The following is a 24,584-nucleotide window of genomic DNA, read 5'->3' on the forward strand; positions in this document are numbered from 1 at the left end:
GGCATCCGCCCCTCTCCAGCAAGGGGAGCGTCGATCACCCACGGCGCCGCACCGCTTCGCCGAACAGCCCTTGAGGCCGCAGAACCAGGATCGCCAGCAGCGTCAGGTACAGCACCCCCAGCGCCACCGGGTAGGACAGCACCGACGACACGCCCACCTCGAACAGCGCGATCAGCAGTGCCCCCACCACCGCGCCGGGCACCGATCCCCAGCCGCCGATCGTCACCGCGATGTAGGCCTTGAGGATCAGGTCGCCGCCCGAGGTCGGGGTGACGAAATAGCGGTTGGCGAGCAGCAGCCCGGCCGCACCGGCGCAGGCGGCGCCGATGGCGAAGGTGAGCAGGATCATCGCGGTGACCGGCACGCCGCAGGCGCGCGCCATCTCCGGGTCCTGCGCCGTCGCCCGCAGCCGGCGGCCGAGCTGGGTGCGGGCGAACACCCATTGCTGCGCACCGATCAGCAGCGCCGCCACCGCGATGATGGCGAGCGATTGCACCGGCAGCGCCAGCCCGCCGACATGGAGAGTGTCGTCGACGATCAGCGGTGGGGCGGCGCGCGGCTCCGGCCCGAACAGGATGGCGGCGCCGTTCTGCAGGACGATGCCGACGGCGATGGTGCTGATGAAGACCGACACCGGCGGCCGGCGCCGCAGCGGCAGATAGGCCGCCAGCGCCAGCAGCAGCCCGAGCCCGGCCATCAGGACCAGCACCGCCGGCAGCAGCACGATGCCCGGAAGAGGAATGAGCGGCGCCAGCGCCACCGCCAGCAGCCCGCCGGCCATCACGAGGTCGCCCTGGGCGAAATTCACCGCCGAGGTGGCGTTCAGCACCAGCACGAATCCGAGCGCCACCAGGGCGTAGGCCGCCCCCAGCGCCACGCCGTTGACCAGCAGTTGAAGCGCCGCCATCCGTCACTTCGCCGCAAGCGTCGGGTCGTCGTAACGCTTGACCAGCGCCGGCACACGGCTGGTCCCGTCATAACAGACGATGACGGCGGAATGGGCCATGTTGCCCTTGCCGTCCGACCGGTAGGTCATGGCGAGGCCCTTGAAGCTTCCGGCCGCCAGCGCCTTGCGGATGGCGTCCGGGCTGCGGGCGCCGGCCTTCACCGCCTCCAGCACCATGGTCATGCCATCATACTGGCCGAGCGCGAAGGCGTCCGGCTCCTTGCCGAAGGCGGCGCGGTAGGCGTCGGTGAAGGCCTCGACCTCCGGCGAGCCGCCGGAAACCGGCGAGGCCGCCGTCTCGGCGCAGACGCCCTTCAACTCCGCCGGCTCCAGCAGGGCCGCGGTGCTCGGCTGGTGCATGGCGGAGCCGGCGACGATCGGCACCGTCACGCCGCTGGACGCGGCCTGCTTCAGCAGCAGCGCGGTCGGGCCGGAATGCAGGTGCAGCACCAGCACGTCGGGCTTGGCGGCCAGCGCCTTGGTCAGAACCGGCAGCAGATCCTTGGCGGCGGGGTCCACCCCCTCCTCGAACACCGGCGCGACGCCCAGCGCCTTGAAGGCGGCGTCGAGATGCGTCTTGCCGCTCTGGCCGTAGGCGGTGGTCTGGTAGATGACGGCGGGCCGCCGCTTGCCCAGCTCCTCCACCACATAGCGGGCATGGGCGGATTTGGTCACCGCGTCGCCGGGGAAGAAGCGGAAGACCCAGGGGTTGCCCTGCTCGGTGATCGACGCGGTGCCGGAGACGGTGACAAGGGGCAGCTTCAGCTCCTGCGCCAGCGGCAGCATCGCCAGCATCTGGGTGCCGAGCATGCTGGCGGCGACCGCGCCCACCGTGCCGCCGCCGGCAGCGCGCTCCAGCGCAGTCACCGCCGCTTCCGGCGAGGTGCCGGTGTCGACCACTTCGGATGCGATGGCGATGCCGGCCGGGGTCTGCTTCAGCGCCAGCACCGCGCCGTTGCGCTGGCTGGTGCCCTCCAGCGACAGGAAGCCGGTCAGCGGCACCAGCACCGGAAAGGACAGGGCATCGTCGGCCCGGGCGCCGGTGTATGGCAGCGCCGACGTGGCCGCCAGCAGGCCGATCAGAAGGGAAAGCGTGCGCCGCATGACCTGTAACTCCCTACGCGCGCCGGCAGCGTGGCGACGCGGAGGAACGGAGCCGCCTTGCGGATCCGGTCGGCTCCCTTCGCCGGCATGACCCGGATCAGGTTCGATGGGTGTGTCTCAGCCCATGCGTCCGCACAGCATGCGTCGGCACAGGCACCCCAGCCGTGAACGAACGGCGAGAGTGTCGCCGCCAAGCGCCTATTGTCAAGAACCCAGCCGGCGGCGTGCCATCATCGTTTCACGATGCAGGATATAGAGACCGCTGCCGATGATGACCATGGCACCGGCCAGCACCGGCACCGTCGGCAGGTCGCCGAACACCAGCCAGCCGAACAGGCTGGCCCACACCATGCCGGTATATTCGAACGGCGCCACCACCGCCGGCGGCGCCCGGCGGAAGGCCTGGGTCAGCAGCACCTGCGCCCCGGCGCCGAGCATCCCCACCAGCGACATCAGCCCCAATCCGAGGGCGGTCGGCGCCGTCCAGACCGGGACCGCGAGCGCGCCGCTCACCACCGTCGTCGTCAACAGGAGATAAAGCACGATCGATGCGCTGGTCTCGGTCCGCGACAGGCCACGCACCGCCAGCGCCGCCAGGGCATAGAACAGCGCGGCGGCCAGACCGACCAGCACCGGCACCAGCGGCGCCCCGGCCGACGGCTGCGCCATCACCACCACACCGCCGAATCCCACGACCACGGCGGCCCAGCGGCGCCAGCCCACCGGCTCGCCCAGCAGCGGGGCCGACAGCGCGGTGATGAACAGCGGACCGGCGAAGCTCAGCACATAGACGTCGGCGAGCGGCAGTTCCCTGAAGGCATAGAAGAAACAGCCCATCGAGATCAGGCCGGCGAAGGAGCGCCAGACATGGCCCCAGGGCCGCCGCGTCCGCATCGCCGCGATCCCGCCGCCGCGCACCAGCGTATAGCCACCCACCAGCAGGAAGGCGACCAGCGAGCGCACGAACATCAATTGCGGCACCGGGTAATCGGCCGTCAGGACCTTGATAAGCGTATCCATCGCCGCGAACAGCAGGATGGCGATCAGGAAGCAGCCGACGGCGTAGGGAACCGAATCGGTCTCGGCTGGCAGCAGATCGGCGGTCTCGGCGTCGGTCATGGCAGGGAATCGGGACGGCAATGGCGGAGGTTGCCCACATTATGGGCAATCCTTGCCGCGTCCCAATGCCACAACCGCAGGTCAGACCGGCGCAGCGCTTCCGCCGCCCGGCCGGCCGCTCAGCCGATCACCGGGTCAGCACCATCACCAGCCGTTCCACCGGCGCGTCGTTGACCAGATGCGAGTCCACGATCTCGTCGATGTCTTCGGGCGTCTCAGGGCGATACCAGATGCCCTCCGGATAGACCACCATCAGCGGCCCGGCGGAACAGAAGCCGAGGCATCCGGTCATCGCCATGCCGATGTCGGCCAGCCCCTTGCCCTGGATTTTCTGGTCCAGCCGCTGCCACAGCGGATGCGCGCCCTTGGCGGCGCAGCTGCCGCGGGGATGGCCGGGCGGGCGCTGCTGGGCGCAGCAGAAGACGTGGTGGCGGAAGGTCTGCGGAATGTCGAGCGGCATCGGGCGTGCTCCATAGCCATACAGTTTGTATGGATAAGGATCATGCCAGATTGCTGCGCCGCGGCAAGATTTTTGTAACGCTTCTAAGTTCGGGATCCGCCTCGATCCGCCTTCCGACGAAATGCTTGGTCAGCGCAGGGGTTGCCGGTTAAGACTCCAGGCATGGGTTGATCAGGAGACGCCGGTGGTTCTGAGCGGGTCGGTCAAGGGACAGCCGGGCGCCGTGCCGGGCTGGGTCGGGTATGCGCTGTTGCCGGTCCTCAACCTCGTCGCGGCCTTCGTGCTGTCGGGGCTGGTGATCCTGGTCATCGGCGAGAATCCGGTCGACGTGCTGTCGCTGATGCTGACGGAGGCGGTGGGCTACCCGGAGGCCATCGGCTACACCCTCTATTACGCCACCGACTACATCTTCACCGGGCTGGCGGTCGCCATCGCCTTCCATTGCGGGCTTTTCAACATCGGCGGCGAGGGACAGGCCTATCTGGGCGGGCTCGGCGCCGGGCTGGTGGCGCTGGCGCTGACCGGCTGGCCCTGGCCGGTGGTGGCCTTGCTGGCGGTGCTGGCCTCGGCGCTGTTCGGGGCCGCCTGGGCCTTCGTTCCGGCCTGGCTGCAGGCCAAGCGCGGCAGCCATATCGTCATCACGACAATCATGTTCAATTTCATCGCCGCCTCGCTGATGACCTGGCTGCTGGTGGACGTGCTGATCCGCCCCGGCAGCCAGTCGCCGGAAACCCGAGAGTTCGATCCCGGCGTCTGGCTGCCGTCGATGGACCGGGCGCTCGGCTGGTTCGGCGTCGCCATCCCGGCTTCGCCCCTGAACCTGTCCTTCCTGTGGGCGCTGGCCTGCTGCGCCCTGTTCCATCTCTTCCTGCGCCGGACCCGCTGGGGCTACGAGTTGCGGACCGTGGGGAGGAACGAGCGCGCGGCGGTCTATGCCGGCATCTCACCCGCCCGGAACATCATCGTCGCCATGCTGATCTCCGGCGCCCTGGCCGGCTTCGTCGGCGTCAACGAGATCCTGGGCGTCCAGCACCGCGTCATCCTGAACTTCACCGGCGGGGTCGGCTTCGTCGGCATCGCGGTGGCGCTGATGGGGCGCAACCATCCTGTCGGAATCATCCTGGCGGCCCTGCTGTTCGGCATCCTGGCACAGGGCGGCGGCCAGCTGTCCTTCGACTATCCGACGATCAACCGCGAACTGGTGATGGTCATCCAGGGTCTGGTCATCCTGTTCGCCGGCGCCATGGAAAACCTGTTCAAGCCGCAAATCGAGGCGCTGTTCCGCCGCCGCGGGGCGGCAACGATTCCAGCCGGCCCGACCGAAGCCGGCCCCGGCGGAACGGGGAGGAGCTGAGCGATGGAGGAGGCGCTTCTGCTGGCGTTGCAGCTGCTCGGCGCCACGATCCGCGTGGCGACGCCGCTGGTCCTGGCCGCCTTCGCAGGCCTCTATTGCGAGCGGGCGGGCGTGGTCGACATCGGGCTGGAAGGCAAGATGCTGGCCGGCGCCTTCTTCGCCGCCGCCGTCGCCTCGGCCACCGTCAACCCGTGGCTCGGGCTGCTGGCCGGCACCGCCGCCGGGGTGGCGCTGGCGCTGGTCCACGGCTTCGCCTGCGTCACCCACAACGGCAACCAGGTGGTGTCGGGCATGGCGATCAACATCCTGGTCGCCGGGCTGGCACCGACGCTGGCCTATGCGTGGTTCCAGCAGGGCGGACAGACCCCGCTGCTGCCGTCCGCCGCCCGCCTCCCGACGGTGGATTTGCCGGGAATGGACGCGCTGGCCGGCGTGCCGGTGCTGGGGCCCGCCCTGCAAATGGTCTGGCGGGAGCTGATCGACGGCAACAACATCCTGATCTGGGTGACGCTGGCGCTGGTGGTGACGACGCAATGGGTGCTCTACCGCTCCCGCTTCGGGCTGCGGCTGCGGGCGGTCGGCGAGAATCCGGCGGCGGTCGACACCGCCGGCCTGTCGGTGGCAAAGCTGCGCTATCAGGCGCTGCTGGTGACCGGCGCGCTGACCGGCATGGCCGGAGCCTATCTCTCCACCGGGCACGGGGCCGGCTTCGTCCGCGACATGACCGCCGGCAAGGGCTACCTGGCGCTCGCGGCGCTGATCTTCGGCAAATGGCGCCCCGGCCCCACGCTGTTCGCCTGCCTGCTGTTCGCCTTCACCGACGCGGTGCAGGTCCGCCTCCAGGGCGTGGCGCTGCCGGTGATCGGCGTCATCCCGGTGCAGTTCATCCAGATGCTGCCCTATGTGCTGACCGTCCTGCTGCTGGCCGGCTTCGTCGGCAAGGCCGTCGCTCCCAAGGCCAGCGGCGTCCCCTATATCAAGGAGCGCTGACGGTCCGCCTGCCTTCTGCGGTCCACCACCCCTAGGCGACGATCCCGGCGTCGTGCAGGCGGCCGATCTCGGCCGACGGCAGGCCGAGCAGGCCGGCCAGCACCGCGTCGGTGTCCTGCCCCAGCCGGGGTGCCGGCCGATGGTCGGTTCGCTCGCCCAGACCGGGAAAGCCGAGCGGCGATCCGGGAACCAGCAGCGGCCCGACCCCGGGCTGGTCGATCTCGCGGAACAGCGGGTTGGCGGTGGAGCAGCGCGCATCCTCCGCCACGAGCTGGCCGAAGTCGCGATAGGGTCCCCACAGCACGCCCGCTCCCGCGAAGGCGCTCTCTACCTCCGCCAAACTGCGCGCGGCGAACCAGGGCGCGAGCACGGCGGAGATGGCATCGCGCGCCTCGAAGCGCCCGCCCTCGTCATCCATGTCCACGCCCATCAGCGGGCCGATCATCGCCAGCCGGTCGGCCAGCCCGGTCGCCTTGCCCAGCGCCTTCCACTGGCGGTTGGAGATGGCGACGACCATCGCCCGCCGTCCGTCGGCGGTGGCGAAGTCGCGGCCATAGGCGCCATACAGATCGTTGCCCATCGGTGGACGCACGGCGCCATTCACCCGCACGTCGGCGAGGTAACCGAGATTGCCGACGGTCGCCAGCATCACGTCGGCCAGCGCCACCGTCACCTCCTGCCCCCGGCCGGTGCGGCGGCGGTGGCGCTCGGCCGCCAAAAGCCCGGTGGCGAGGTAAAGGCCGGCGGCGACGTCCCAGGCCGGCAGCACATGGTTGACCGGTTCCCCTCCCCGCCCGGTCGCCATCGGGAAGCCGCCGGCACAATTGACGGTGTAATCCACCGCGGCCGATCCGTCCGGGTTGCCGGTCAGCCGCAACATGATCAGGTCGTCGCGCCTGGCGGACAGCGCCTCGTACCCCATCCAGCCGCTGGCCGGCAGGTTGGTCAGCAGGAAGCCGGCGTCCTCCCCCGATGCGGCGATGATCGCCTGGGCGATCTCCCGCCCCTCCGGCTTGTCGAGCGCCAGGGCGACCGACCGCTTCGCCTTGTTCAGCGCCGTCCAATAGAGGCTGGTGCCGTTGGGTGCCAGCGGCCAGCGCCGGTAATCGATGTTGCCGCCGATCGGGTCGATGCGGATCACCTCCGCGCCCAGCTGGGCCAGCGTCATGCCGCCCAGCGGAGCGGCGACGAAGGCCGAGACCTCGACGACGCGCAGGTCGGATAGCAGCGAGGACATGTGAGGGGATTCCGGTCGGTGTGAACAAAGGATGGATCAGGAGGGGGCGCCGCGGCGCCCCGGCCTCACAGGCAAAGAGGCCTCACACGCACCGCCCGCCGTCGACTTCCAGCACCACGCCGGTGATGAAAGCCGCCTCGTCGGACGCCAGATACAGCGCGGCGTTGGCGACGTCGGACGGTTGGCCCAGCCGGCCGAGCGGGACGATGCCCAGCATGCGCGCCCGCTTCTCCGGCGTATCGCCGCCCATGAAGGTGGCGAGCAGCGGCGTCTCGGTGGCGACGGGGGCGAGCGCGCAGACGCGGATGTTGTCGGGCGCCAGTTCCAGCGCCAGCGACTGGGTGATGTTGTGCACCGCCCCCTTGGTGGCGTTGTACCAGACCAGCCCCGGACGCGGCCGCAGCCCGGCGGTGGAGCCGAGATTCAGGATCACGCCGGACTTCTGCGCCCGCATCGTCGCCACCACCGCCTTGGAATAGAGGTAGATCGACTTGACGTTCAGGGCGAAGACACGGTCGAACTCGTCCTCGGTCACCGCTTCGAACGGGCCGTTGGCGTGGGTGGAGCCGGCGTTGTTGACCAGGATGTCGAGCCGCCCGAACGTCTCGACCGTCGTGGCGATGGTCATCTCCACGTCGGCGGTCTTCGTCACGTTGGCGGCGATGCCGACGGCGTTCCCGCCCAGACGGTCCGCCACCGCGCGGGCGGCGTCGCCGTTGATGTCCACGACCGCAACGCGGGCGCCCTCGCGCACGAAGGTCTCGGCCATCGCAAGGCCCAGGCCCTGCGCCGCTCCGGTGATCAGGGCGACCTTGCCGTCCAGGCGCTTCGTCATTCTCGGTTCCTCCCCAAGGAATTATGTGATCGGGGGGAGGCTATCCGCGCCAGACCGGCGGTGCTATGGACCATCCGTCATAACTGCTATCAGCCTCAAAAGCATACCGGATGCCGGCCGAATCAGGCCGCACCGGTCTCCCCCGCGCTGCCGGGGGCGACGACCTTGCCCTTCAGCACGCCGTTGGCGACGCATTTGACGACCTCGGCATGGATCAGCCGCAGCAGGGCGCGCGTCGCCTTCGACACCGGCTGGTGCAGCGGGGTCGCAGTGACCAGCATGGCATGCATGTCCTTCGACGCGATCTCGCGCGCGACCAGCCGGCCCTGGCGCACCTCGCGGTGGACGGCGCCGAAGGGGAGGATGGTCGATCCCATCCCCTCCTCCACCAGCTGCTTGATGGCGGTGACGGAATCGATCTCCATATCGACCTGCAGATCGATGTCGGCCCGCCGCACCGCCGCATCCACCACCCGGCGCAGGCCGTTCTCCAGTCCGGGCAGCACGAAATGCAGGTCGCCCAGCATCTCCACCCCGACCGGCCCGTCGTCGACGGCCCCGGCCTCCTTGGCGGACTGGACCAGCAGCAGGTTTTCGACCAGCAGCGGCGACGACAGCATGCTGCGCCCGCGCCGGGCATCGTAGAGAACGGCGAGATCGAGCCGGCCGCCCTCCACCCATTCCAGCAGCGTGCCGCTGAACACCTCATGGATACGCAAGGTGGCGTCGGGATAATTCTCGTGGAAGCGGCGGGCCAGCGGGGCGCCCAGCGTGGCGCAGATCGACGGCGGAAGCCCCAGCGTGACCGAGCCGGTCAGGCGTTCCGACTGATCCTGGATCTCCTCCTTGATCTCGGCCAGCGCCCCCAGCAGATGGCGCACCACGTCGTAGAGCTTGCGCCCCTGCTGGGTCAGCGAGACGCCGCGGCCATGGCGGTAGAACAGGCTGGTGCGCAGCTCGTGCTCCAGCTTCTGGACCTGCCGGCTCAGCGCCGGCTGGGTGATGCCCAGCTTGACCGACGCCTTGGAAAAGCTGCCAAGGTCGGCCACCTGAACGAAATAGCGCAGTTCCAGAAGTTCCATGGCGGGCGGGTCTCGTCTTTCGGTCTCCCCGTCGAATAGCGAATACGCCGGTATGGCACAAGCGTGGTCGCGGCAGGTCGGTTGCACCCGGCCGGCAGTCCTCAGTTGCAGTCCTCAGTTGCGGCGCAACAGCAGACCGCGGGCGACGACCTGGGCCTGGATTTCCGCCGCGCCCTCGAAAATATTCAGGATGCGGGCATCGCACATCACGCGGCTGATCGGATATTCGACGGCATAGCCGTTTCCACCGTGGATTTGCACCGCGTTGTCTGCGTTCGACCAGGCCACCCGCGCCGCCAGCAACTTCGCCATGCCCGCCTCGATGTCGCAACGGCGGTCGCCGTCCTTCTCGCGCGCGGCGAAATAGGTCAGCTGGCGGGCGATCATCGTCTCCACCGCCATCCAGGCCAGCTTGCCGGCGACCCGCGGGAAGGCGGTGAGCGGACGGCCGAACTGGACGCGCTCCTGGGCATAGCGCAGGCCGAGCTCCATCGCGTTCTGCGCCACGCCGACGGCGCGGGCGGCGGTCTGCACGCGGGCGGATTCGAAGGTCGCCATCAGCTGCTTGAAGCCCTGGCCCTCGACCCCGCCCAGCAGGTTCCCGCGCGGAACGGCGAAGCCGTCGAAACCGATCTCGTACTCCTTCATGCCGCGATAGCCCAGCACCGGGATCTCGCCGCCGCTCATGCCCTCGGCCGGGAACGGGTCCGTTTCGGTGCCGCGCGGCTTCTCGGCCAGCAGCATCGACAGGCCGCGATAGCCGGGAGCGTCCGGATCGGTGCGCACCAGCAGCGTCATCAGGTCCGACCGGCTGCCATGGGTGATCCAGGTCTTCGCCCCGGTGACGCGATAGGTATCACCCTCCAGCACCGCGCGGGTGCGCAGGCTGCCCAGGTCGGAGCCGGTGTTGGGCTCGGTGAAGACGGCGGTCGGCAGGATCTCGCCCGACGCGATGCGCGGCAGCCAGCGCGCCCGCTGCTCGGCGGTGCCGCCCATACGGATCAGTTCGGCGGCGATCTCGGCCCGGGTGCCGAGCGAGCCGACGCCGATGTAGCCGCGCGACAGCTCCTCCGTCACCACGCACATGGCGAGCTTGCCCATGCCGAGCCCGCCATCCTCCTCCGGCACGGTCAGGCCGAACACGCCCATCTCCGCCATTTGCTCGACGACGGCGAGCGGGATCAGCTCGTCCTTCAGGTGCCAGTCATGGGCATGCGGCTCCACCGCGTCGGCGACGAAGCGGCGGAACTGGTCGCGCACCATGTCCAGCGCCTCGTCCTCCAGCGCCGCGGCGCCGAAGCCGCCGCCATGCAGCGCATCGGCCAGCAGTTCGGCGATGCGCAGCCGCAGGCCGGATGCGTTGCCGGCGGCGATCAGCCGGCGCACCGCGTCGGTGCGGAAGGCGGCCCGCTCCTCCTCGTCCAGCCCGAAATCGGCAGGGCGGACGATCTCGCCCTGGCTCATCGCCAGACCGCCGTCGAGCTGGGCCAGATACTCGCCGAACGCCGCCTGGAGCATGCAGGATTCCAGCTCGCCCAGCCGGCCGGCGCGGTCCAGCCGCTCCGCCCAGCCGCGCATCTGGCGCAGCGCCTCGGCATAGGTGGCGCCCCAGGCGAAGCCATGCGCCGCCACCTGATGGCGGTCGAGCGCCGCTGCATCAACGCGGCCGTCCGGCGCCACCAGCGCCGCGACGCCGCGTTCGGCGGCCTGGGCCAGCCGCGCCACCGCGTCGAGCGCCGCCGCCGTGGCCGGCAACAGGTCGGAAAGCAGAAGCGGCAAGCCGGTGGTGGTGGAAGCCGTGGAGGTGGAAGACATGGCGCGTTTCCTCGGTTCTTGTTGTCCAGTCCGGCCGCCGCGGGGGACGGCCGGGTCGTCACTCCGCCGCAGCAGCCTTCTCGCGCGACGGCAGGGAGACGGCGAGCCCGGCGAAGGCCTGCTCCACCAGCCGGCGTTGGTCGGCATCATGGTCGCCGTGGAAGCTGCCGGCCGGCGAGGCCGCCTCGGCGCGGGCCACGCAGGCGACGCGCGGTTCGGCACAGCCGGCCGATACCCGCACCGCCTCCAGCCGGCGGTCGAGATAGCTCCAGGCGCCCAGATTGCGCGGTTCCTCCTGCACCCAGACGCAGGACGCGCCCGGCCAGCGGCGGAACAGTGCCGACAGCTCGGCCTCCGGCAGGGGATACAGCATCTCCAGCCGCACCACCGCCACATCCTCCGCCCCCCGGGCGGCGCGCTCGCGCTCCAGCTCGTAGGCCAGCTTGCCGCTGCACAGCAGGATGCGCTCCGCCCGCTCCCCGGCGGTGGCGACGACCGGCCGGAACCCGGTGCCGGGCGCAAGGTCGGCCAGTGCCGACACCGCGGCGGGCAGGCGCAGCAGCGTCTTCGGGCTCAGCACCACCAGCGGCTTGCGGTCGCCGCGCAACATCTGCCGGCGCAGCAGGTGGAAGTAGTTCGCCGGGGTGGACGGGTGCGCCACCCGGATGTTGTCGCGCGCCGCCATCTGGAGGAAGCGTTCCGGCCGGGCGGAGGAATGCTCCGGCCCCTGCCCCTCCAGCCCGTGCGGCAGCAGGATGACGAGGCCGGAGGGCTGGCGCCATTTGTCTTCGGCGCTGACGATGAACTGGTCGATCATGATCTGCGCGCCGTTGGCGAAGTCGCCGAACTGCGCCTCCCAGATCACCAGCGCGTCGGGCCGCTCCAGGCTATAGCCATATTCGAAGCCGAGCACGGCATATTCGGACAGCGGACTGTTGACCACCTCGAACCGGGCCTGTTCCACGCCCAGATGATTCAGGCTGACATGGCGGCGGCCGGTGACGGCATCGGTCAGCGCGAAATGCCGGTGGGAGAAGGCGCCGCGCACCACGTCCTGGCCAGTCAGCCGCACCGGCGTTCCATCGGCCAGCAGCGTGGCGAAGGCCAGCGCCTCGCCGGTCGCCCAGTCCAGCGGCTCCTCGGCCCGGCGGCGGATGACGCGTTCGACCTTGCGGTCGGCCGCAAACCCGTCCGGGATGGCGGCCAGCGCCGCCAGCAGCCCCTGCAGCCGGTCGGGAGCAATGCCGGTGTCCGGTTCGGCGGGAGCCGTGCCGCCGGAAGCGAAGGGCGCCCAGCGGCCGCCAGGGAAGCCGTCATGGTTCGGCCGGTGGTCGGATGCCGCGGCCAGCGCCTGCTGGAAGCGGGCCTTGTGGTCGGCAGCCAGAGTCTCGGCGGCATCGGCCCCGACCACCCCATCGGCGGCCAGCCGCCCGGCATAGAGGGCACGGACCGGCGGGTGCCCCTCGATCGCCGTGTAGTCCAGCGGCTGGGTGAAGCGTGGCTCATCGATCTCGTTGTGCCCGTTGCGGCGGTAGCCGACGAGGTCGATCACCGCGTCGCGCCCGTGCGCCTGACGGAAGGACACGGCGAGGTCGGCGGCCCGCAGCGCCGCGTCCGGGTCATCGGCATTGACGTGCAGGATGGGGCTGTCCACCGCCTTCCACAGGCCGGTGCAATGGAGCGAAGTCCGCGCCTCGTCACGCTCGGTGGTGAAGCCGATCTGGTTGTTGACGACGATGTGGATGGTGCCGGCGACGGTGAAGCCGGCGACGCCGGACAGTTGCAGCGCCTCGGTCACGCTGCCCTGGCCGATCACGCTGGCGTCGGTGTGCAGCAGCACGCACAGCACCCGCTTGGAATCGCCACCCTGATCGCGGGCCAGATCCTGGCGTGCCCGCGCCCGGCCCATGATGACCGGATTGATCGCCTCCAGATGCGACGGGTTGGGCGACAGGGTCAGCGCCAGCGTCCGGTCGCCGAAGGACAGGCTGCTTTCCACCCCCATGTGATAGGGCACGTCGGCCGGAACCGGCGGGTCGGCCAGGAATGGATGCATGCCCTTGATGCCGGCGAACAGCTCGACCAGCGGCTTGCCCAGCACATTGGCCATCAGGCTGAGCCGGCCGCGGTGCATGGTGCCGACCTGGACCTCGGTGACGCCCGCCGCCGCCGCCGCCGCAAGGATGCGGTCGAGCAGCGGGATCAGCGTCTCGATCCCTTCCGCCCCGAACCGCTTCTTCGTCGGATAGCGGGTGCCCAGCAGCCTTTCGAACTCCTCCGCCGCGCTCAGCAGCGCCAGCGCCCTGCGGCGGGCCTCGGCCGGAGGAACGGCGCCCGCACCCTCATAGGCCTCCCGCAGCCAGGAGCGCAGCGCCGGATCGTCGATATGGGCAGTCTCCAGCGTCAGCGTCCCCTGGTAGAGCCGGCGCAGCCTTGCGGTCTCGGCATCCTCGGACGCCGGCGCTGCGGGAGACGCCGCGCGGCCAAGCGGATCGAGGGCCGCGACGGCATGACCGCGCTGGCGGATCTCGTCACGCAGCAGCAGCGGCGACGGGTCGGCCACCGCAGGACCGGGTGCCGGAGCCCCTGGCGCGACGGCACCCAGCTCGTCCAGGATCTGGAAGACGGCGCGCCAGCTCACGTCCACCGAGGCGGGATCGTCGCGGAAGCGCTCCTGCAACGCTTCGAGATAGGCGGCCCCGGCTGCGTTGAGCGGAGAGGACAGCCTAGACATGGCGCACACCGTTCATGCGATTGGACATCCGTCGGTTGATGGCGGTTGGAGAGGCGGTTGGGAAAAATCCTCCACAGACTATCGGCCGGCCGCGCCGTGCGGAGCGCATGGCGTGCCTGTACCAGATATTCATTGCGGGCATAGCAAACCGTCCGTGTCGGCCCCGGTTCCGAAGCCTGCCGCCGGATTCGGCCCAATGATCCGTATGACTGACGGCTTGCCCAGCTTATGGCTGGTATGCCCACGAAACACATTCCTCTGTGCGGCGGGTTGCTCCACTGTCAGGGTCACACCTCGTCCCCGGCCGTTCCCGGACAATCCTTGTCGATCCTGGAACACACGCCATCCACTCCACGGAAGATGTGCAAAGGAGAAAGCGGGAGCATCGTCGAAGGTCGGAAAATTGGGTGGTTTCCCAGCGTCAGCGGGAAGAACGATCTCTTTCCGACAACAGAGACAGAACGCGCCGGGCCGGCATCGTGCCGTCACACAACAAGAATTTCGGGAGGAAAAACAGCATGAAGCGTCGTCAATTCTTCAAGGGTGCCGCCGTCGCCGCCGGTGCCTCCACGCTCGCCGCACCGGCCATCGCACAGTCGGAGCCGACGATCCGCTGGCGTTGCGTGTCCAGCTTCCCGAAAAACATCGACGTGCTCTATGGCAGCGCCGAGGTGATGGCGAAGAATCTCGCCGAGGCCACCGACGGCAAGTTCCAGATCCAGGTCTTCGCCGCCGGCGAGGTGGTCCCGGCGCTGCAGGCGCTGGACGCCGCCAGCAACGACACGGTGGAGATGTGCCACACCGCGTCCTATTATTATGTCGGCAAGGATCCGACCTTCGCCTTCGGCTGCTGCCTGCCCTTCGGCCTGAACACCCGCCAGCAGAACGCCTGGTTCTATCACGGCGAAGGCGGCAAGCTCCTGGAGGAGTTCTATGCCGGCTACAATCTGAAGGCGCTCGCCGGCGGCAACACCGGCTCCCAGATGGGCGGCTGGTTCCGCAACGAGATCAAGAGTGTCGACGACCTCAAGGGGCTGAAGTTCCGCATCTCCGGCCTGGGCGGCCAGATCCTGGCAAAGCTCGGCGTGGTGGCGCAGCAGGTCGGCGGCGGCGACATCTACCCGGCGCTGGAACGCGGCACCATCGACGCCGCCGAATTCAACGGCCCCTATGACGACGAGAAGCTCGGCCTCTACAAGATCGCGCCGAACTATTATTATCCGGGCTGGTGGGACGGCACCTCGCTCCAGCATTTCTTCATCAACACCAACCGCTGGAACAGCCTGCCCAAGCATTACCAGGCGGCCCTGACCGCATCCGCGGCGCTGGCCAACGTCGACAGCGTGGCGCGCTACGACGTGCTGAACCCGGCGGCGCTGAAGCGGGTCGTCGCCAACGGCGCCAAGCTGCGCGCCTTCCCGCAGGACGTGCTGCAGGCCAGCCACAAGGCGGCGATGGAGCTCTATGACGAGCTGTCGGAGAAGAATCCGGCCTTCAAGAAGTTCTACGAGAGCTACCGCCGCTTCCAGAACGATTCGAACCTGTGGGTGCAGGCGTCGGAATACGCCTATGACAGTGCGGTCCTTCGCCTGACCCGGCGCTGATCCGCCCCGATCCTGCGATTTCCCAGCCATGGCCGGGTTCGGCACAGCCGGCCCCGGCCATGGCGTCGTCGCGGCGTTCGCGACCGGCCATTCCGGGAGAAGCTGCCCCCATGACGAGCCCCACCCCCTCCCCCCTGATGACAGCCCTGGTCGGGGCCTGCCGGCTGGTCGATGCGGTCACCGCGCGGCTGGGCAAGGCGATATCCTGGCTGATCCTGCTGGCGATCCTGGTATCGGCGGTCAACGCCGTCATCCGCAAGCTGTTCGACGTCAGCTCGAACTCATGGCTGGAACTGCAATGGGTGCTGTTCGCCGCCGTGTTCCTGCTCTGCTCCCCCTGGACGCTGAAGGAGGACGAGCACATCCGCATCGACATCGTGAACGCGATGCTGACCAAGCGCGTGCGCGACGGCGTGGACCTGTTCGGCCATCTGGCCTTCCTGCTGCCCTTCAGCCTGGTGATGATGATCACCTCCTGGCCGTTCGCCCTTTCCTCCATCGCGATCGAGGAACAGTCGATGAATGCCGGCGGCCTGCCGCAATGGCCGGCGAAGCTGCTGATTCCGCTGGGTTTCACCATCCTGTTCATCCAGGGCCTGTCCGAACTGGTCAAGCGTGCCGCGGTCATGACCGGCCATCTGGAGGGTGAGGCCCAGCGGGCCGGAGGCCATCAGGCGGCTGCCGAGGCGGAGGCCGAACGGCTGCTTGCCGCCGAGCGCGAACGGTCCACCCATCCCGACACCATTCCCAGCCGGTAGGCGCGCGATGAACATGACGTCCCCCTCCCTTTCGCCGCGCGCCGTCCGGCTGTCCGTCATCTCCCTGCTGCTGCTGCTGGCCGCCGTCGCCGTGGCCCTCTATGTGCTGCCGGTGCCGGGTGCCGGCGCGCTCGCCGAACAGGACGGCTGGCGCGGCTGGTTCGGCCACAACATGGCGCCGATCATGTTCGCCGTTCTGGTGGTGATGCTGCTGCTGGGCTACCCGGTCGCCTTCGCGCTGGCCGCCAACGGCCTGCTGTTCGGGTTGATCGGCATCGAAATCGGCCTGTTCCGCCCCGACCTGTTCCAGGCGCTGCCGGAGCGGGTCTACGGCACGATGAACAACGACGTGCTGCTGGCGGTGCCCTTCTTCACCTTCATGGGGCTGGTGCTGGAACGCTCCGGCATGGCGGAGGATCTGCTCGACACCATCGGCCAGCTGTTCGGTTCCATCCGCGGCGGCCTCGCCTACGCCGTCATCTTCGTCGGCGCGCTGCTGGCGGCCACGACCGGCGTGGTCGCCGCCTCGGTCATCTCGATGGGGCTGATCTCGCTGCCGATCATGCTGCGCTACGGCTACGACCGACGGCTGGCGTCGGGCATCATCGCCGCCTCGGGCACGCTGGCCCAGATCATCCCGCCGTCGCTGGTCCTCATCGTCATGGCCGACCAGCTCGGCCGCTCGGTCGGCGACATGTACGAGGCCGCCTTCGTGCCGGGCCTGCTGCTGTCGGGCCTGTATGCGCTCTATGTCTTCGTCGTCTCGATGATCTTCCCCAAGGCCGCCCCCGGCCTGCCGCCGGAGGCCATCGCCTACCGCGAGCCGAACGGGACGCGCGGCGTCTGGCAGCTCGGCCTGCTCGCCCTGTTCTCGGGTGCGGTGGCCTATTGGGTGATGGGCCGCACCGGGGTGAAGTCCGGTGCCGACTATGTCGTGCTGCTGCTGTCGGTGGCGGTGCTGGTGGCCTTCCTGGCCGCCACCTTCAACCGGACCTTCGGCGCACAGCGCCTGGTCCTTCAGGCCGCGGTGACGGCGGCATTGACCGCGGGGGCGGCGTGGCTGACGCTGAACGGCTGGACCAATTGGGCGCTGCTCGGCGATTCCGTCGCGGCGGGTGCGCTCTATGCCCTGGCCGTCGCACTGGTGGAACGGGCGAGCGGCCGGCGCCTGATCTCCCGCATGGCCGAGCAGGCGACCTTCGTCATGGTGCCGCCGCTGGCACTGATCTTCCTGGTGCTCGGCACCATCTTCATCGGCCTCGCCACCCCGACGGAGGGCGGCGCCATGGGTGCCGTCGGCGCGCTGGCGCTGGCGGCGATGAAGAAGCGGCTGACCCTCGACATGGTCCGTCAGGCCACCTACTCGACGGCGAAGCTGGCGGCCTTCGTGCTGTTCATCCTGATCGGCGCGCGGGTGTTCTCGCTGACCTTCTATGGCGTCAACGGCCATGTCTGGGTCGAGGAGCTGATGGTCTCGCTGCCGGGCGGGCAGATGGGCTTCCTGATCGCGGTCAGCGTCATGGTGTTCCTGCTGGCCTTCTTCCTCGACTTCTTCGAGCTGGCCTTCATCGTCATCCCGCTGCTCGCCCCGGCCGCCGACCGGCTCGGCATCGATCTGGTGTGGTTCGGCATCATCCTGGCGGTGAACATGCAGACCAGCTTCATGCACCCGCCCTTCGGCTTCTCGCTGTTCTTCCTGCGCTCGGTGGCGCCGAAGCTGCCCTACATCGACCGCGTGACGAAGAAGCAGACGGCGCCCGTCCTGACCAGCCAGATCTATTGGGGAGCGGTGCCCTTCGTCGTCATCCAGCTGGTGATGGTGGCGCTGGTGATCGCCTTCCCGCAGATGGTCATGCATTACAAGTCGACTGCCGTGAAACTCGACGACAAGCAGATCGAGGAGCAATTCCAGGGACTGGGCGACAATCTGGACGACACGCTGCCGCCGCTGGAATTCAAGTGAGACAGGAAGGGAAAGCGATATGCGCATCGCCGTCGTAGGGGCCGGCGCCGTGGGCGGGGCGCTGGCCGGATATCTCGCCGCGACCGGCCGGCACGACCTGTCGCTGCTGGCGCGCGGCGCCCATCTGGCGGCGATCCGCGAACGCGGCCTGACCGTCCGGACGCCGAAGGACACGCTGACCTGCCGGCCGCGGGCCAGCGACGACGCCGCCGATCTGGGTCCGCAGGACGTGGTGATCGTGACGGTCAAGGGGCACGGGCTGCCGGCCCTGGCCCCGGCCTTCCCGGCGCTCTGCGGGCCGGAGACGCTGGTGGTGGCGGCGCAGAACGGCATTCCCTGGTGGTATCTGCACGGCGCCGGGGACGGCGTGACGGCGGAGCCGCTGGAGGTGGTCGATCCCGGCGGCGCCCTGTGGTCGGCCATCGGCCCGGAGCGGATCGCCGCCTGCGTGATCGAGGTGCTGCCGGCCCGCATGGTCGAACCGGGACTCGTCGCCCACACCGCCATGCCGGTGCTGGCCTTCGGCGCACCGAGGCCGGGCGACCATGCCGAAAAGCTGGCGGCGCTGGCCGACAGCTTCACCGCGGCGGGCGCCACCGCCCGGCTGCCCGCCGACATCCGCGTGCCGCTGTGGAGCAAGCTGATGCTGAACATGGCTGTCGGCCCGACCAGCGTGCTGACCGGCGCCACCATGGGCGCCATGGAGCAGGCCCCCGGCATGGCCGCCGTCCAGGGCCGGCTGATGCGCGAATGCCTCGCCGTCGCCCGCGCCTGGGGCGTCGAGCTGCCCGACGACATCGACGAAAGGCTGGCGCGCGGCAGCGGCGTCCCCGGCCACAAGCCGTCGATGCTGCAGGATTTCGAGGCGGGACGCAGCATGGAGATCGACCCCATCGTGACCGCCGTCCTGGAGTTGGCCCGCCGCCGCCACGTGCCGGTGCCGACCATCGAGACGCTGTGGGCGCTGACCGCCCTGAAGGAGCGGGCGGCGCACGCCGGCTGATCCCGGCCGCAGCCCCGAACGAACCGATTTCCGGAGAAGACCCGACATGTCCCCCGATACCCGTCCGCTCACCAACTTCATCGCCGGCAGCTGGCGGCCGGGCCGCGACCGGCTCGACATCTTCAATCCGTCGGACCTGGACGAGCTGGCCGGCTCCTACTCCCTGGCCGGCGCCGACGACGTGGCGGAGGCGGTGGCCGCCGCCCGCACCGCCCAACCGCACTGGCGCGCCGCCACGGTGGAACAGCGCTCCCTGGTGCTCGACGCCATCTCCCGCGCGCTGTTCGACGGCAAGGACGAACTGGCGCGGATCGCCGCCGCCGAAGGCGGCAAGACCATCCCCGACGCGCTGGGCGAGATCGTCCGCGCCGCCCATCTCGCCCGCTTCTTCTCGGCCGAGGCGCTGCGGGCGCCGGGCGAGACGCTGGGCTCGGTGCGGCCGGGGGTCGAGGTCGACGTGACGCGCGAGCCGGTCGGCGTCATCGGGCTGGTGACGCCCTGGAACTTCCCGGTCGCCACGCCGATGTGGAAGATCGCCCCGGCGCTGGCCTTCGGCAACGCGGTGATCTGGAAGCCGTCGGAAAAGACCCCCGGCATCTCCATCGCCGTCACCCGCATCGTCGCGGCGGCGCTGGAGGCGCATGGCATGCCGGCCGGCCTGTTCAATCTGGTGGTCGGCGCCGGTCCGGAGGTCGGCGCGGCGGTGGTCGACGCGGTGGACGCGGTGTCCTTCACCGGGTCGGTCAACACCGGACGGCGCATCGCCGTGCGCTGCGCCGAACGCATGATCCGCGTGCAGCTTGAGCTGGGCGGCCAGAACCCGCTGGTGGTGCTTGGCGATGCCGATCCGGAACGCGCCGCCGACATCGGCGTCAACAGCGCCTATTTCCATGCCGGCCAGCGCTGCACCGCCACCGGCCGCTTCATCGTCGAGGACAGCATCCACGACGCCTTCGTCGCCGCGATGGTGGAGCGGATGGCGGCGCTGCGCGTCGGACACGCCCTGAAGCCGGAAACGCAGATCGGCCCGGTGATCGACGAATTCCAGCTGGCCAAGAACCTGCAGTACATCGACACCGGCCTCGGCGAGGGCGCCCGTCTGGCATCCGGCGGCACCCGGCTGGAGCGGCCGACGCGCGGCTGGTTCCTGGCCCCGGCCCTGTTCACCGACACCAGCAACGCCATGACCATCAACCGGGAGGAGGTGTTCGGCCCGGTCGCCAGCGTCATCCGCGTCAGGGATTACGAGGAGGCGCTGGCCGTCGCCAACGACACCGACTATGGCCTGTCGTCGGGCATCGTCACCAACTCGATGAAGCATGCCCGCCATTTCCAGGCCAACATCCAGGCCGGCATGACCATGCTGAACCTGCCGACGGCGGGCGTCGACTATCATGTCCCGTTCGGCGGCCGGAAGATGTCGAGCTATGGCCCGCGCGAGCAGGGACGCTCGGCCATCGAGTTCTACACCATCATCAAGACGGCCTACCGCGCGCTGTGACGCAGGCCCGAAGCCCAGGGAGAGCTCCCTTGCCGAACGACATCCAAACCAGCGGGCAGAGCAGCGGACAAACCGCCTTGCGGCCGGACTTCGCGACGGCCGTGCTCGCCCCCATCCGCGCCATCGTCGGCGACCGCGGCCTGATCACCGACCCCGACACCATGAAGCCCTTCATGGAATCCTGGCGGGACGGCTGGGTCGGCCGGTCGCCGGCCGTGGTGCTGCCCGACAGCACCGAGGATCTCGCCGCCGTCGTGCGCATCTGTGCCGAAACCGGCACGCCGATCGTGCCCCAGGGCGGCAACACCGGCCTGACCGGCGCCAGCCAGCCGCATGCCGACGGGACGGAGATCGTCATCTCCACCAACCGGCTGAACCGCATCCGCGAGATCGACATCGACAACGACACGATGACGGTGGAGGCCGGCTGCATCCTCGCCAACATCCAGAACGCGGCGCGCGACGTCGGCCGGCTGTTCCCGATGAGCCTCGCCGCCGAAGGCTCCTGCCAGATCGGTGGCAACATCGCCACCAACGCCGGCGGCGTGCAGGTGGTGCGCTACGGCAACATGCGCAACCTCGTGGCCGGGCTGGAGGTGGTGCTGCCCGACGGGCGGATCTGGGATGGGCTGCGCGGCCTGCGCAAGGACAATGCCGGCTATGACCTGAAGCAGATCTTCATCGGCTCGGAAGGCACGCTGGGCATCGTCACCGCAGCGGTGCTGAAGCTGTCGCCGCTGCCGCGCGCCACGGCGACGGCGCTCGTCGCGGTATCGGCCCCCAGCGATGCCGTCGATCTGCTGACCCGCGCCAAGGGCGTGGCCGGCGACCGCATCGTCACCTTCGAGCTGATCCAGCGCGCCTGCATCGACGTCGCCCGCCGCCATGTGCCGGACGTGCCCGATCCCCTGCGCGACCGCTATCCCTGGTACGTGCTGGTGGAGCTGGCCGACCAGGATTCGGGCAACCGCCTGGCCGAGATGCTGGAAGCCATCCTGGAAGCGGGAATGGAGGCCGGCGAGGTGCTGGACGGGGTGGTCGCCGCGTCGAAGGCCCAGGCCGATTCGCTGTGGCGCATCCGCGAGGGCATCCCGGAGGGGCAGAAGCGCGAGGGCGTGTCGTTCAAGCACGACGTCTCGGTGCCGATCTCGCGGGTCGCGCGCTTCCTCGACCGCACCGACGCGGCGCTGGAGCGGGCCTGCCCGGGCATCCGCCCCTTCTCCTTCGGCCATCTCGGCGACGGCAACATCCATTACAACCCGATCCAGGCCGAGGACGGCGACCCGGCGGAATGGCGGGCGAAGCTGGCGACGGTCAACGCCATCGTCCACGACATCGTCGTCGAACTCGGCGGCTCGATCTCGGCCGAGCACGGCATCGGCCGGCTGCGCATCGACGAGATGCCGCGCTACAAATCGGCGGTCGAGCTGGAGATGATGGCGACGCTGAAGCGCGCCTTCGATCCGCACAACATCATGAATCCGGGCAAGATCCTGCATTCCTCCGGGGTGGCGCCGTGACGTTCGACCATCTGAAGGACTGGGTCGGCGGGGTGGAGCTGCGGACCGACATCGCCGCCGCCGCCGCCGCCCCGCTGGCCGGGCTGGCCGCGACGCTGGACCACGACACCCCGCCCTGGCCGGCGGGGGAGCTGCCGCCGCTCGGCCACTGGCTGCATTTCCTGCCCCGCGCGCCGCAGCGCGAAATCGGCGAGGACGGGCACCCGCACACGGGCGGCTTCCTGCCGCCGGTGCCGCTGCCCCGGCGGATGTGGGCCGGCAGCGACATGCGCTTCCTGGCACCGATTCCGGTCGGGGCGGAGATGCGCCGCACCTCCACCATCGAAGCGGTGGAGCACAAGGCCGGCCGGTCGGGCGACATGGTGTTCGTCAGCGTGATGCACGAGATCGCGACCGATGCCGGCGTCGCCATCCGGGAGCGGCAGGACATCGTCTATCGCGAAGCCGCGAAGCCGGGCGAAGCGGCACAACAGCCGGCTGCCGCCACCGAGCCCCTGCCCGCCGCCGACTGGAGCCGTGGCGTTACTCCCGATCCGGTGCTGCTGTTCCGCTATTCGGCGCTGACCTTCAACGGTCACCGCATCCATTACGACCGTCCCTATTGCCGCGATGTCGAAGGCTATCCGGGGCTGGTGGTGCATGGACCGCTGACGGCCACCCTGCTGATGGATCTGGTGCTGTGCAACCTCGGTGACCGACAGGATAGCCGCCGGGTTTGCGGTTTCCGCTTCCGCGCCCGCCGTCCGCTGTTCGACACCGCGCCCTTCACCCTGAACGCAGCGGACAGGGGAGACGGCCGGATCGACGGCTGGGCCGCCGGGCCGGACGGCGCGGCGGCCATGACCGCTGAATTCGCGGTCGCGCCATGAGCGGGCTGCTGACTGCCGGGCGGCCCTGCCGCAGCTGGCTGTTCACCCCGGCGACCCGGCCCGACCGTTTCGACCGTGCCGCCGGGTCCGGTGCCGATGTGCTGATCATCGACCTGGAGGACGCCGTTCCGCCGGCCGACAAGGCGGCGGCACGCGGCAAAGCGTTGGACGCTTTGGCCACGCCGCCGGCCGTTCCGATCCTGCGGGCGCTGCGCATCAATGCGCCGGTCACGCCCGATGGGCTGGAGGATCTTTTGGCGCTGATCCGCGGGCCGCAGTCCGCCCGGCCTGATTGCCTCATCGTGCCGAAGGTCGACAGCGCCGAGACGATCCGCTGGATCGACACGCTGCTGGCCGGAGCCGGAACCCCGCTGCCGCTGGTGGCGCTGATCGAATCGGCCCGTGGCGTCGCCGCGGCGGAGGACATCGCCGGCGCATCGCCCCGGCTGGCCGCGCTGTTCTTCGGCGCCGCCGACCTGTCCGCCGATCTCGGCTGCGCCACCGCCTGGGAGCCGTTGCTGTCGGCGCGCTCCCGGCTGGTCAACGCCGCGGCGCTGGCCGGCATCGAAGCGGTCGATTCGCCCTTCTTCGCCCTCAACGATGCCGCCGGGCTGGAACGGGAGACCGCCGCCGCCCTGGCGCTTGGTTTCGGTGCGAAGGCGGCGATCCACCCCGGCCAGATCGCCACCATCAATGCAACCCTGACCCCGACCGAGGCGGAAGCCGCCCAGGCTCGCCGCATCCTGGCGGAAAGCGCCAAGGGCGTCGCGGTGGTCGATGGCCGGATGATCGACGAAGCGATGGCGCGCAAGGCCCGCCGCATCCTGTCCCGCGCCGCGAGCGCGGCCCAGCCGCAAGAGGACTGACCTCCATGAAAATCCTCGTCCCCGTCAAGCGGGTGGTCGACTACAACGTGAAGATCCGCGTGAAGGCGGATGGCAGCGGCGTCGAGACCGCCAACGTGAAGATGAGCATGAACCCCTTCGACGAGATCGCCGTCGAAGAGTCGGTTCGCCTGAAGGAGGCCGGCACGGCGAGCGAGATCGTCGTGGTGTCGGTCGGCCCGGCCCAGGCCCAGGAAACCCTGCGAACCGCGCTCGCCATGGGCGCCGACCGTGCCATCCTGGTGCAGACCGACGGGACGACCGAACCGCTGGCGGTCGCCAAGGTTCTGAAGGCACTGGTGGAGAAGGAAGCGCCGGGGATGGTGATCCTCGGCAAGCAGGCCATCGACGACGACTGCAACCAGACCGGCCAGATGCTGGCGGCCCTGCTCGGCTGGGGCCAGGGCACCTTCGCCTCGAAGGTCGTCGCCGGTGACGGCAAGGTCGCGGTGACCCGCGAGATCGACGGCGGGCTGGAGGTCGTGTCGCTCGCGCTGCCGGCGGTGGTGACGGCCGACCTGCGCCTCAACGAGCCGCGCTATGCCTCGCTGCCCAACATCATGAAGGCGAAGAAGAAGCCGCTGGAGATCGTCACGCCCGACGCGCTCGGCGTCGACGTCGCGCCGCGGCTGACGACGCTGAAGGTGGTCGAGCCGCCCAAGCGCAAGGCCGGCATCAAGGTCGCCGACGTCGCCGCGCTGGTCGACAAGCTGAAGACCGAAGCGCGCGTGATCTGAGGGGAGTGGTCGCTCCATTGCCCCCTCCCCATCCCTCCCCCGCTCACGCGGGAGAGGGGGTAGGACGCT

General features: G+C 69.7%; 20 protein-coding genes and 1 riboswitch. Of the genes, 11 read left to right on the forward strand and 9 right to left on the reverse strand.

All coding sequences use genetic code 11. From position 1 onward, the window contains the following. Positions 1–34: 34 nt before the first annotated feature. From ABMY26_RS28115 to ABMY26_RS28130, 4 genes are all read right to left on the reverse strand, one after another. Complete coding sequence (locus ABMY26_RS28115; RefSeq protein WP_372399473.1) at positions 35–907, reverse strand: branched-chain amino acid ABC transporter permease; 873 nt, start codon at positions 905–907, stop codon at positions 35–37. A gap of 3 nt (positions 908–910) precedes the next feature. Next, positions 911–2,050 carry an ABC transporter substrate-binding protein gene (locus ABMY26_RS28120; RefSeq protein ID WP_372399474.1) on the reverse strand — a complete coding sequence of 380 codons (1,140 nt, stop codon included), beginning with the start codon at positions 2,048–2,050 and terminating at the stop codon, positions 911–913. A 57-nt stretch (positions 2,051–2,107) separates the two neighbouring features. Continuing rightward, positions 2,108–2,221, reverse strand: a riboswitch (TPP riboswitch). A gap of 33 nt (positions 2,222–2,254) precedes the next feature. Beyond that, a complete protein-coding gene (locus ABMY26_RS28125; RefSeq protein ID WP_372399475.1) occupies positions 2,255–3,169 on the reverse strand; it encodes a DMT family transporter in 915 nt (304 codons plus the stop codon). A gap of 127 nt (positions 3,170–3,296) precedes the next feature. Beyond that, complete coding sequence (locus ABMY26_RS28130; RefSeq protein WP_372399476.1) at positions 3,297–3,629, reverse strand: ferredoxin; 333 nt, start codon at positions 3,627–3,629, stop codon at positions 3,297–3,299. 184 nt (positions 3,630–3,813) lie between these two features. On the opposite strand from ABMY26_RS28130, the gene ABMY26_RS28135 reads away from it, so the two are divergent. Both ABMY26_RS28135 and ABMY26_RS28140 read left to right on the forward strand, forming a co-directional pair. Continuing rightward, complete coding sequence (locus ABMY26_RS28135; RefSeq protein WP_372399477.1) at positions 3,814–4,983, forward strand: ABC transporter permease; 1,170 nt, start codon at positions 3,814–3,816, stop codon at positions 4,981–4,983. Between the two features lie 3 nt (positions 4,984–4,986). Then, complete coding sequence (locus tag ABMY26_RS28140) at positions 4,987–5,973, forward strand: ABC transporter permease (protein WP_372399478.1); 987 nt, start codon at positions 4,987–4,989, stop codon at positions 5,971–5,973. A 31-nt stretch (positions 5,974–6,004) separates the two neighbouring features. Here ABMY26_RS28140 and ABMY26_RS28145 read toward each other — a convergent pair whose 3' ends face one another. The 5 genes from ABMY26_RS28145 to ABMY26_RS28165 all read right to left on the reverse strand — a co-directional run bounded on the left by ABMY26_RS28145 (position 6,005) and on the right by ABMY26_RS28165 (position 13,676). After that, positions 6,005–7,210, reverse strand: a complete 1,206-nt coding sequence (locus tag ABMY26_RS28145) for a CoA transferase (RefSeq protein ID WP_372399479.1) — start codon at positions 7,208–7,210, stop codon at positions 6,005–6,007. Positions 7,211–7,292: 82 nt separating this feature from the next. After that, complete coding sequence (locus ABMY26_RS28150; RefSeq protein WP_372399480.1) at positions 7,293–8,045, reverse strand: glucose 1-dehydrogenase; 753 nt, start codon at positions 8,043–8,045, stop codon at positions 7,293–7,295. Between the two features lie 122 nt (positions 8,046–8,167). Continuing rightward, positions 8,168–9,127, reverse strand: a complete 960-nt coding sequence (locus ABMY26_RS28155; RefSeq protein WP_372399481.1) for a LysR substrate-binding domain-containing protein — start codon at positions 9,125–9,127, stop codon at positions 8,168–8,170. A gap of 114 nt (positions 9,128–9,241) precedes the next feature. Continuing rightward, positions 9,242–10,942, reverse strand: a complete 1,701-nt coding sequence (locus ABMY26_RS28160) for an acyl-CoA dehydrogenase family protein (protein WP_372399483.1) — start codon at positions 10,940–10,942, stop codon at positions 9,242–9,244. A 58-nt stretch (positions 10,943–11,000) separates the two neighbouring features. After that, complete coding sequence (locus ABMY26_RS28165) at positions 11,001–13,676, reverse strand: 2-oxoglutarate dehydrogenase E1 component (protein WP_372399484.1); 2,676 nt, start codon at positions 13,674–13,676, stop codon at positions 11,001–11,003. A 518-nt stretch (positions 13,677–14,194) separates the two neighbouring features. On the opposite strand from ABMY26_RS28165, the gene ABMY26_RS28170 reads away from it, so the two are divergent. The 9 genes from ABMY26_RS28170 (at position 14,195) to ABMY26_RS28210 (ending at position 24,515) form a co-directional block, all read left to right on the forward strand. Beyond that, positions 14,195–15,280, forward strand: coding sequence for a TRAP transporter substrate-binding protein (locus ABMY26_RS28170; RefSeq protein WP_372399485.1), 1,086 nt, complete (start codon positions 14,195–14,197; stop codon positions 15,278–15,280). 110 nt (positions 15,281–15,390) lie between these two features. Next, positions 15,391–16,038, forward strand: coding sequence for a TRAP transporter small permease subunit (locus tag ABMY26_RS28175; protein WP_372399486.1), 648 nt, complete (start codon positions 15,391–15,393; stop codon positions 16,036–16,038). 172 nt (positions 16,039–16,210) lie between these two features. Further along, positions 16,211–18,001 carry a TRAP transporter large permease subunit gene (locus ABMY26_RS28180; protein ID WP_372399737.1) on the forward strand — a complete coding sequence of 597 codons (1,791 nt, stop codon included), beginning with the start codon at positions 16,211–16,213 and terminating at the stop codon, positions 17,999–18,001. A gap of 19 nt (positions 18,002–18,020) precedes the next feature. Then, on the forward strand, positions 18,021–19,004 hold the full coding sequence (locus tag ABMY26_RS28185) for a ketopantoate reductase family protein (protein ID WP_372399487.1): 984 nt from the start codon (positions 18,021–18,023) through the stop codon (positions 19,002–19,004). Between the two features lie 46 nt (positions 19,005–19,050). Next, the gene (locus ABMY26_RS28190) at positions 19,051–20,505 is read left to right on the forward strand and encodes an aldehyde dehydrogenase family protein (protein ID WP_372399488.1); all 1,455 of its coding nucleotides are present in this window, start codon (positions 19,051–19,053) and stop codon (positions 20,503–20,505) included. A gap of 29 nt (positions 20,506–20,534) precedes the next feature. Next, positions 20,535–22,025, forward strand: a complete 1,491-nt coding sequence (locus tag ABMY26_RS28195; RefSeq protein ID WP_372399489.1) for an FAD-binding oxidoreductase — start codon at positions 20,535–20,537, stop codon at positions 22,023–22,025. After that, on the forward strand, positions 22,022–22,894 hold the full coding sequence (locus tag ABMY26_RS28200) for a MaoC family dehydratase N-terminal domain-containing protein (protein ID WP_372399490.1): 873 nt from the start codon (positions 22,022–22,024) through the stop codon (positions 22,892–22,894). The genes ABMY26_RS28195 and ABMY26_RS28200 overlap by 4 nt, the downstream gene beginning before the upstream one ends. After that, the gene (locus ABMY26_RS28205; RefSeq protein WP_372399491.1) at positions 22,891–23,760 is read left to right on the forward strand and encodes an aldolase/citrate lyase family protein; all 870 of its coding nucleotides are present in this window, start codon (positions 22,891–22,893) and stop codon (positions 23,758–23,760) included. Before ABMY26_RS28200 ends, ABMY26_RS28205 begins: the two co-directional genes overlap by 4 nt. Positions 23,761–23,765: 5 nt before the next feature. Further along, positions 23,766–24,515 (forward strand): electron transfer flavoprotein subunit beta/FixA family protein, encoded by a 750-nt coding sequence (locus ABMY26_RS28210; RefSeq protein ID WP_372399492.1) that lies wholly within the window; start codon positions 23,766–23,768, stop codon positions 24,513–24,515. The last annotated feature ends 69 nt before the right edge of the window (positions 24,516–24,584 follow it).

This window comes from Azospirillum sp. HJ39 (genome assembly GCF_041507355.1).
Lineage (GTDB): Bacteria > Pseudomonadota > Alphaproteobacteria > Azospirillales > Azospirillaceae > Azospirillum > Azospirillum thiophilum.